This window comes from Escherichia sp. 94.0001 (assembly GCF_013369155.2).
Taxonomy (GTDB): domain Bacteria; phylum Pseudomonadota; class Gammaproteobacteria; order Enterobacterales; family Enterobacteriaceae; genus Escherichia; species Escherichia coli_F.
In genome coordinates this window covers 1-240 of sequence record NZ_JABWMS020000330.1, presented here as the reverse complement: position 1 = coordinate 240, position 240 = coordinate 1, and the positions used below count along the sequence as shown (strand labels likewise).

Genomic DNA, 240 nt, shown 5'->3' with positions numbered 1-240 from the left:
GGTGTGTGGCATACGTGCCCCGGGGAAAGGATTTTTGATCGTCAATAGCGGGGAGCACTTCCAGAGCCGTGGCATCACGCCCGTCCTGCGGAGCCGGCAGGGCATTCACCGCCTCCAGAACCGCCTTCCGCAGAACATCCGGATCGTAATCACGACCATCACGCGGAGCAGGGATATGGCTTACAGCCTCTTTCACCATCTGCTCAAGCATCGGACGCACATCATCGGGGGTGATACTTT

Annotated in this window: 1 pseudogene; it reads right to left on the bottom strand. The window is 58.8% G+C overall.

Annotated elements, in window-relative coordinates:
• Window positions 1-240: pseudogene (locus HEN33_RS25980) on the bottom strand (phage portal protein); the annotation flags it as partial.